Annotated in this window: 9 protein-coding genes; 6 read left to right on the plus strand and 3 right to left on the minus strand. The window is 67.9% G+C overall.

From position 1 onward, the window contains the following. On the plus strand, positions 1 to 185 hold a 185-nt coding region (locus tag ELR45_RS41605; RefSeq protein WP_240760191.1), incomplete at its 5' end, for a dihydrofolate reductase family protein. Positions 186 to 321: 136 nt separating this feature from the next. On the opposite strand, the gene ELR45_RS27500 is transcribed toward ELR45_RS41605, so the two are convergent. Then, positions 322 to 1,611 carry an NYN domain-containing protein gene (locus ELR45_RS27500; RefSeq protein WP_205857376.1) on the minus strand — a complete coding sequence of 430 codons (1,290 nt, stop codon included), beginning with the start codon at positions 1,609 to 1,611 and terminating at the stop codon, positions 322 to 324. A 130-nt stretch (positions 1,612 to 1,741) separates the two neighbouring features. Between ELR45_RS27500 and ELR45_RS27505 the strand changes: the two genes are divergently transcribed. Continuing rightward, positions 1,742 to 3,478 carry a DEDD exonuclease domain-containing protein gene (locus ELR45_RS27505; RefSeq protein ID WP_129669170.1) on the plus strand — a complete coding sequence of 579 codons (1,737 nt, stop codon included), beginning with the start codon at positions 1,742 to 1,744 and terminating at the stop codon, positions 3,476 to 3,478. Between the two features lie 176 nt (positions 3,479 to 3,654). Continuing rightward, positions 3,655 to 3,945, plus strand: coding sequence for an Lrp/AsnC family transcriptional regulator (locus ELR45_RS27510; RefSeq protein WP_129669171.1), 291 nt, complete (start codon positions 3,655 to 3,657; stop codon positions 3,943 to 3,945). A 263-nt stretch (positions 3,946 to 4,208) separates the two neighbouring features. Here ELR45_RS27510 and trpD read toward each other — a convergent pair whose 3' ends face one another. Beyond that, on the minus strand, positions 4,209 to 5,246 hold the full coding sequence (gene trpD / locus ELR45_RS27515) for an anthranilate phosphoribosyltransferase (RefSeq protein ID WP_129669172.1): 1,038 nt from the start codon (positions 5,244 to 5,246) through the stop codon (positions 4,209 to 4,211). After that, complete coding sequence (locus ELR45_RS27520) at positions 5,243 to 5,659, minus strand: response regulator (protein WP_129669173.1); 417 nt, start codon at positions 5,657 to 5,659, stop codon at positions 5,243 to 5,245. Before ELR45_RS27520 ends, trpD begins: the two co-directional genes overlap by 4 nt. Positions 5,660 to 5,897: 238 nt before the next feature. Between ELR45_RS27520 and ctaE the strand changes: the two genes are divergently transcribed. Genes ctaE through qcrA form a run of 3 tightly spaced genes read left to right on the plus strand, consistent with a single transcriptional unit; the run spans position 5,898 to position 8,490 of the window. Continuing rightward, on the plus strand, positions 5,898 to 6,533 hold the full coding sequence (gene ctaE / locus ELR45_RS27525) for an aa3-type cytochrome oxidase subunit III (RefSeq protein WP_129669174.1): 636 nt from the start codon (positions 5,898 to 5,900) through the stop codon (positions 6,531 to 6,533). A gap of 11 nt (positions 6,534 to 6,544) precedes the next feature. Further along, positions 6,545 to 7,420, plus strand: a complete 876-nt coding sequence (qcrC, locus tag ELR45_RS27530) for a cytochrome bc1 complex diheme cytochrome c subunit (protein WP_240760192.1) — start codon at positions 6,545 to 6,547, stop codon at positions 7,418 to 7,420. After that, entirely contained in the window at positions 7,417 to 8,490 is a 1,074-nt protein-coding gene (gene qcrA, locus ELR45_RS27535; protein ID WP_205857377.1) for a cytochrome bc1 complex Rieske iron-sulfur subunit, read from the plus strand. The genes qcrC and qcrA overlap by 4 nt, the downstream gene beginning before the upstream one ends. Positions 8,491 to 8,611: the final 121 nt, after the last annotated feature.

Below are 8,611 nucleotides of genomic sequence, written 5' to 3' on the forward strand. Positions count from 1 at the left end.
ACGTCGGTGGCCAGGTGCTCGCCGCGGGCCTGGTCGACGAGGTGCGCATGGACGTCGTACCCGTCGTGTTCGGGTCCGGCAAGCGCTACTTCGGGTCGGTCGACGCGCAGCACCTGTTGGAGGATCCTGACGTGGTGATTCAGGGCAACCGGGTGCTTCACCTGCGCTATCGGGTGCGCCGTTGACCGATCTGAGCGGGTACGCGAAGAAGTCTACTGCGGACGGTGACACCAGATCGGACCTCCGGCTGCGTTTGCGCAGGCCGGAGGCCGTTTCTCGGTCGGTGTGAAGTTGTGGCGAGACGGGGCTCAACGCGATCTCTCAGCTGCGCAGCAGACCCACCAGCGCCACGGCCTCCACGCTGTGCACCCCGGGTCGGCGTACCGCCTCAGCGATCTCGCGGTCGGAGGAGACGACGATGACGGCGCGCCCCTCCGGCTCCGCCGCTACGAGGTCCTTGATCAGGTCGTCCGCGCTCCTGCCCGCGGGGCTGAAACGGACCCGAACCCCCTGGACCGCGCCCACCGGAGGCGGAGCGGACACGTCGGCACCGTCGAACACACAGGTCACCTCAGCACCTGTCCGTGCCGATATCGCCCCGAGCCCTTGTGCCAGCCGCACACGCTGTGCCTCGAGTGGCGTCGTCGGCCATGCGGTCTTCGTCACGTTGTATCCGTCGACGACGAGGTGCACCCTCGGCAGCCTCAGCAACTCGTCGAGCAACCGAGGGTCCTCGGCGTTCCGTCCGAGCGCCGTCCCAACCGGCCTCTCGGGCGACGACGGCTCGACGGACGGTACGGACTCGGCCGGACGCAGCGACGTCGCCGGTAGCGCCAGCTCACGGCGGAGCCCGTTCGCCGCCTCGGCCAGTGTGTCGAGCAGCAGTGTGAGCCGAGCGGTGCCGAGATCGCGCTCATCGCGTCCGGAACGCCGGGACGACGCCGCCGCCTCCTCTGCCTCAGCCAACCGCGTGCGAAGCCGCCGCATCTCCGCCTCCGCGGCCTTCTGAGCCGCTTGTGCCCGTTCCGTCGTCTCCGCCGCGTCCGACCGTGCGGCCTGTTCGGCGTCGCGCGACTCGGAGAGCTGTTGACGCGTGTGCTGCACCCGGCGACGCAGCGTGGCGTTCTCCTCTTTGAGCCTGCTGATCTCCCCCTTGAGCCGTTCACGCATCTCCCGGGCGCTGGTGCGCGCGGCGTCGAGTTGCGCCTGCACTCTGGCGACCGCTTCGGACTCGCGGGACTGCCGATGCTCGTCTACCTTCTGTTGAATCGCCTCGGACGCGGCGCCGACCAGGTCCTCCCAGCCGTCGGGCCGTTGCAGGTAGGCGACGGCGGCGACGTCCGCCGGGTCGGCGGCCAGCGGCGTCTGGCCGTTCTCCAGGCTGCTCACCAGATCCGGATGGTGCCGTGCCGCGGTCTCGAACACCTTCATCCGGAACGCGGCATCGGATTCGAGCCCTGCAGCTATCGCGGTCCCGCCCAGACGGACGCGCTTCGCCGATGCGAATCGAGCCACCGGACGCAGTGACGTGGGTATGTCCGCAGCGGGAAGTAAGCCCAAGGTCTCAGCACCAAGAGCCACCACCTTCATCCGTACCGCCTCGGGAAGCACAGTTCCAGGCTAGTGGTCACCACCAAACCCAACCGCGTTCGCTCGCGCGACCATCCGTCGTTCGTGGCCATGGACGCCGAGCGGCGTGGCAGTGAGACCCTGTCGGTGGGTGCCCGTAGCGTGCCTGTCCATGGAGGGCGTACAAGGGACGATCGATGAGATCGGCATGCCGCTGGAATCCACGACCTTCGTCGTCGTCGATCTCGAGACGACGGGCGGGTCACCGAACGCCGCGGAGATCACCGAGATCGGCGCGGTGAAGGTCAACGCCGGAGAGGTCCTCGGTGAGTTCGGCACCCTGGTGCGTCCCTTGTCACCGGTGCCGCCGTTCATCGCCGTTCTCACCGGCATCACCGACGCGATGCTCGCCGACGCACCGCGGATCTCCTCGGCGCTTCCGTCGTTCCTGGAGTTCGCCCGCGGATCGGTGCTGGTGGCACACAATGCACCTTTTGACATCGGATTCCTCCGGGCGGCTTGTGACCAGATCGGCATCGCGTGGCCGATGTTCCAGGTGCTCGACACCGCCCGGCTGGCGCGCAGGGTGCTCGCTCGCGACGAGGCGCACGACTGCAAGCTGTCCACGCTCGCCCGGCTGTTCCGGGCGAGCACCACCCCGAACCACCGTGCGCTGGACGACGCGCGTGCCACCGTGGACGTCCTGCACGGCCTGCTCGAGCGCCTGGGCAACGTGGGCGTACACACGGTCGAAGAGCTCAGCTTGTGGCAGAGCACCGTGACGCCGGCTCAACGCAGCAAGCGCCATCTCGCCGAGCAGATACCGGCTGCGCCGGGCGTCTACATCTTCGCGGACGACGGCGGCCGGGCACTCTACGTGGGCAAGAGCAAGAACATGCGCACACGGGTCCGCAACTACTTCACCGCGTCAGAGACCCGCACCAGGATGACCGAGATGATCGCGATCGCCTCGTCGCTCACCGGCATCGAATGCTCCACCCCGCTGGAGGCCGAGGTACGCGAGCTGCGGCTGATCGCCGAGCGAAAGCCCCGTTATAACCGCAAGTCCCGGTTCCCAGAGCGGGGCAGCTGGCTCAAGCTCACCATCGAGCCCTTTCCGCGGCTGTCCGTTGTCCGCAAGGTCAGCGACGACGGAGCCGCCTACCTCGGCCCGTTCGGCTCACGCCGGCTGGCTGAAGCCGCGATGACAGCGGTGCACGAGGCCATCCCCATCCGGCAGTGCACGCAGCGACTGTCGCCGAAGAAGCCACAGAGCCCGTGCATCCTGGCCGAGATGGATCGCTGCGGCGCGCCGTGCTCCGGCGCAGAGACCGTGGAGCAGTACGCGGCACACGCCGAGGCCGTGAGGTCGGCCTTCACCGGAGATCCAGGGCAGGTCGTGCGGCGGATCCGAGAGCGTATCGAGTCGCTGGCCAACCGGCAGCGGTACGAGGATGCCGCTTCGCACCGGGATCGGCTGTCGACATTCATCCGTACCGCCATGCGCTGCCAGCGGATCGGTGCTCTCGCAGCGGTCCGGCAGCTGGTGGCGGCGAGACGGCTGGAATCGGGCGGGTGGGAGTTCCATGTCATTCGGCATGCTCGTCTCGCCGCCGCAGGCACCTCCCCGCCGGGCGCGGATCCGCGGCCCTACATCGACGCCACGGTCGCTACCGCGGAGACTGTGCCGCAGCCTCCGCCGCCACGCGCCGGTGGTACCGCCGAGGAGGCCGAGTGCGTCCTGCGGTGGTTGGAGATACCCGGGGTGCGGCTGGTAGAGGTCGATGGAGACTGGTTGTTCCCCGCGCCCAGTGCGGCCGCCTACGCCGGCATCGCCACCGCCGGCGAGGTTGACCATGCCGCCGCGGTGCCGTTCGCGGACCGCCGCGGGTTGCGCCCGTCGGCCTGAACGCCGAGGGAAGCGAGCCCATGCCTTCCGTATCTCACGACACGACCCGTTCACACGTCGCGGGCTACAGCGGGAGCCACGGCCGGCACCGGGTAATGTCGGCCGGGTGGGGCGTTGTTCACGCGAGAGCCACGCGAGCGCACGATGCGCACCTGCTTTGAGAGGAGATTCGTCCAGTGATCACTGCGATCGTGTTCATCCAGACCGACGTCGCACGCATCCCAGAGGTGGCCGAGCAGATCGCGGCTCTCGACGGTGTCAGCGAGGTCTACTCGGTCACCGGTGAGCTCGACCTCGTCGCCCTGGTGCGGGTCCGCCGGCACGAGGAGATCGCCGACGTCGTGGCCGACCGGCTGAACAAGGTGGACGGCGTGCTCAGCACCGAGACGCACATCGCTTTCCAGGCCTTCTCCAAGCACGACCTCGAGTCGGCCTTCGCCCTCGGGGCCGAGACGCCAAACGATTAAGGGGTCGCGCAGATTGGGACAGAGGAATCGCCAGGCTCAAGCCCAACCGGGCCACAGACCGACCGAGCTTGGCACGCTCAGCGTAACCCGCCGCCTGGCGATCCTTCGTCCCGATCTGCGCGACCTCTGACGTCGCAGCCTGCGCGACCCCTGACGTCGCAGCCTGCGCGACCTCTAACGTCGCAGCCTGCGCGACCTCTGACGTCGCAGCCGCGGGACGCTGATGTCCCCTTGGCGCAAGGCAACTGGCGTCCTGGCCGGGCTTAGCTTCTCGCGGCAGCGATCCAGCGGTCGAGCAGCGATGCGGCAGCGCCCGAGTCGACGGCTTCTGTCGCCTGCTGCAGACCTGCGGACATCCGATCCGCCAGTGGAGCGCCGGAGCTGTGGTAGGCCGCCAGACCAGCCGCAGCGTTGAGCAGCACGGCGTCACGCACCGGCCCTTCCTCACCGATGAGGACCTTCCGGACGACGTCGGCGTTGTAGGCGGCGTCTCCCCCGCGCAAGGCTTCCTGCGACGCGGGAGCGAGCCCGAGCGTCGCCGGGTCGAACCTCTCTTCGGCCACCTCGCCCTCGTGCACCACCCAGATGCGCGACGTGGTCGTGGTGGTCAGCTCGTCGAGTCCGTCGTCACCGCGGAACACCAGCGCCGACACATCCCGCGCGGCCAGCACGCCCGCCAGCACGCCCGCCATTCGGGGATCGGCGACGCCCACCGCCTGTGCCGTCGGCCTCGCCGGGTTGGCCACCGGCCCGAGGAAGTTGAACACCGTGGGCACGCCGAGTTCACGACGTGGTACGGCGGCAAACCGCATGGACGGGTGGAATGCCGGAGCGAAGCAGAAGGCTATGCCGACCTCGTCGACCAGCTCAGCCACCCGCGCGGGCGGCAGGTCGAGCCGGAGGCCCAGCCGTTCCAGGACGTCGGCCGCACCACACGCCGACGTCGCTGCACGGTTGCCGTGCTTGACGACCCGTGCCCCTGCGCCCGCCGCCACTATCGCCGCCATGGTGGAGATGTTCACCGTGTGCGCGCCGTCGCCACCGGTTCCGACCACGTCGAGAGCAGGGCCGGAGTACGCGAACGGTGTCGCGTTGGCGTACATGGCTTCGACAAAGCCTTCGACCTCGGCGACGGTCTCTCCCTTGGCCCGGAGCGCTATCACGAAGCCCGCGATCTGCACCTCCGTCGCCTCGCCGCGCATGATCTCGTTCATCGCCCACGTGGCCGATTCCACCGGCAGGTCATAACCTGCCACCAGCGTGGACAGCACACCGCGCCAGGTCTGCGGCACATCGCTCATGATGCGGTCCGCAACTCGCCGCGACGTCGCATCAATGTGGCCACTGCCGAAGCCAGCTCGCGTGGGTCGAGCGGATGGGAGACGACGGCCTCGGCCCGGGACCAGGTCGCCAGCCAGGCGTCCTGCGGACGTCCGACCAGCAGCAGCACAGGCGGTGCCTGATAGATCTCGTCCTTGATCTGACGTGCGATCCCCATCCCACCGGACGGCGCGGCCTCCCCGTCCAGAATCGCGATGTCGACACCGCCCGCGTCCAACGTCTTGATGACGGCCGGATGAGTCGCCACCTCGACCAACTCGATCAGCGGCACATCGGCGGCCGGACGCCGGCCGAGTGCCAGCCGGACCTTGTCGCGCGTGGCGCGGTCGTCGCTGTAGACGAGGATCGTCATCTTCGGCTCAGTGCTGCTCATCGTTTGGTCCTCGCTGGCGTTGGAATACACGGTGCCACGGCTACGCGCGTGGCTCGCACACGCTCGCATGACGCGGGCTGGATGTTACCAATAACGATGCTACCGCCCTGATGTCACCAGGTGAGCCGGGCCGTCCGAGGTGGGCATTCACGCGGTGGCGGGCACATCGACCACATCCGAAACGGTATGACGGCGGGGCGGCGTCACGGCGCCGAGGGACGACCGACATAATGGCGACGTGGCTTCCACGACTGTCGACGCTGCCCATGCCCAGCCGCCGGTACGGCCGAACCTTACGTCGGTCGGCACCATCGTCTGGCTGTCCAGCGAGCTCATGTTCTTCGCGGCACTGTTCGCGATCTATTTCACGCACCGTTCCAACAACGAGGCACTCTGGGCGGAGCAGTCCGAACTGCTCAACATCCCGTTCTCGTTGACCAACACCACCGTCCTGGTGTTGTCGTCGGTCACGTGCCAGCTCGGCGTCCTGCGGGCTGAACGCGGGCAGGTGGGCCGGACCGGCAGCCTGCTCAAGGTCGGCCAGTGGGGCTTGCGCGAGTGGTTCGTGCTGACGTTCATCATGGGATCGATATTCATCGCCGGGCAGGTGTACGAGTACGCGGAGCTGGCCATGCACGAGGGACTCACGCTCTCCAGCGATCCCTATGGCTCCGTCTTCTACCTCGCCACCGGATTCCACGGCCTGCACGTGACCCTCGGTCTGTTCGCGTTCCTGTTGGTGCTGGGACGCACGTTCATGACCCGGAGGTTCACGCATCAGCAGGCCACCAGCGCCATCGTCGTGTCCTACTACTGGCACTTCGTCGACGTCGTCTGGATCGCCCTGTACCTCACCATCTACATCGTCCAGTGATGAGGAGAAACGTGTCCCCATCTTCGTCCCGTCGCAACGGCCGGTGGCTGGGCCGGGCGCTTACCCAGCGTCGCCGCCACCCGTTCGCAGCGGTCGCGATCCTCCTCGTGGTGCTGTTCGCATGCGGCAGTGCATATGCCACGCTCTCGCCGTCGACGACGTCCTCGCCGACGGCCTCGGCTGCGGCACAGACCACGCAGATCGAGGAAGGCCGCCAGCTCTTCGCGATCGGATGCGCGTCGTGCCACGGACTCGGCGGAGAAGGCCAAGTCCGTGATGACGGCACCGTCCTCGGCCCGTCGCTGATCGGCGTCGGCGCCGCCTCAGTCGATTTCCAGGTGGGAACGGGACGGATGCCGATGGCCGCGCCTGGGGCGCAGGCCGAGCGCAAGACGCCGTCCTACTCGGAGGAGCAGACCGCCGCCCTCGCCGCATACGTCGAGTCGCTGGCTCCTGGTCCGGAGATTCCCGACGACGCCATGCTGGACACGAATGCGGAGGGTGTCGACGTCGCCCGTGGCGGCCTGCTCTTCCGCACCAACTGTGCGCAGTGCCACAACACCACCGGCCAGGGCGGTGCGCTGACCTACGGCCAGGAGGCACCCAACTTGACGGGTGTCGACCCCAAGCACATCTACGAGGCCATGCTCACCGGGCCGCAGGCGATGCCGGTGTTCAATGACGAGACGCTGGACCCGGTAGACAAGCGTGACATCATCGCGTACCTCGAGTCTGTGGAAAACGAGCCCGATCCGGGTGGCCTGGGCATCGGCCGCGCCGGACCCGTCTCGGAGGGCCTGTGGGCGTGGCTGGTCGGCATCGGGGGCTTGATCGCCTTCGCCGCCTGGATCGTCACCCGATCGGCGTCTGCGAGGAGGTCGTCGTGAGTGCGAAGAGTGGAGATATGAACGGTCCGGTCGACCACCCCGAGCAGTCCGGCGAGGTCGAACGCCACGCACCCGCCGGTGATCCCATCCCTGACCCGGGGTTCCACGAACCCGGCCCCCGGCTGACCGATGTGGACGCGGGCGCGGCGAAACGCGCGGAACGCCAGGTCGCCGGCATGTTCATGCTGGCGTCGGCGTTCATCGTGGCGTCCATCGCCGCCTACATCGTCTTCGGCATCGACGGCGGCGAAGGCGGCGTCGATGTCGGCGACGTTCAGGTGTCGAACTTCGCGCTCGGTATCACGCTGGGTATGGCGATGCTGCTGATCGGTGTCGGCGCCGTTCAGTGGGCGCGCGCGCTGATGACCTCCCCGGAGATAGCCGAGAACCGCAAGCCCTTGCGCAGCCAGGACGATGTCCGGGAGAGCGCGATTGCCAGCTTCGACACCGGCGCGGCCGAGACCGGTTTCGGCCGGCGCAAGCTGATCCGCAACTCGCTGTTCGGCGCGTTGGCTCTGTTGCCGCTGCCCGCCGTTGTCCTCCTCCGTGACCTCGGCCCGACGCCGGGGAACACCAAGGAGAACACTGTCTGGGCCGAAGGCGTCCGGCTGCTCACAGATGTGACGGACGAGCCGATCAGGGCCGATCACCTGGAGCTCGGCCAGCTGGTCAACGTCATGCCCGCCACGTATCACGATCTTCCCGACCATGGCCCGGAGCGACTGAACGAGCGGGCGAAGTCCCCGGTCATGTTGATCCGGATGCTGCCTGAGGAGATCAACGCCGCGGAAGGCCGCGACAACTGGCACATCGACGGGATCATCGCCTATTCCAAGATCTGTACCCACGTCGGCTGCCCGATCAGCCTCTACGAACGCACCACCCACCACATGCTCTGTCCATGTCACCAGTCGACGTTCGACCTTGCGGACAACGGGAAAGTGATCTTCGGCCCGGCTACCCGCGCGCTGCCGCAGCTCCCGCTCGCCGTCGACGGCGAGGGCTTTCTCGTAGCGCAGAGTGACTTCACCGAGCCAGTCGGGCCGAACTACTGGGAGCGCGAAGCATGAGCACGACGCGGACCGACACCCCCTCTGACACCGGTGCGACCGACACGAGGGCGACCGACACGAAGGCGAGCGACAACCCGGTCGTCAAGGGCGCCGGACGAGTCGTCGACTTCGTCGACCA

The organism is Phytoactinopolyspora endophytica, assembly GCF_004138495.1.
Classification (GTDB): Bacteria; Actinomycetota; Actinomycetes; order Jiangellales; family Jiangellaceae; genus Phytoactinopolyspora; species Phytoactinopolyspora endophytica.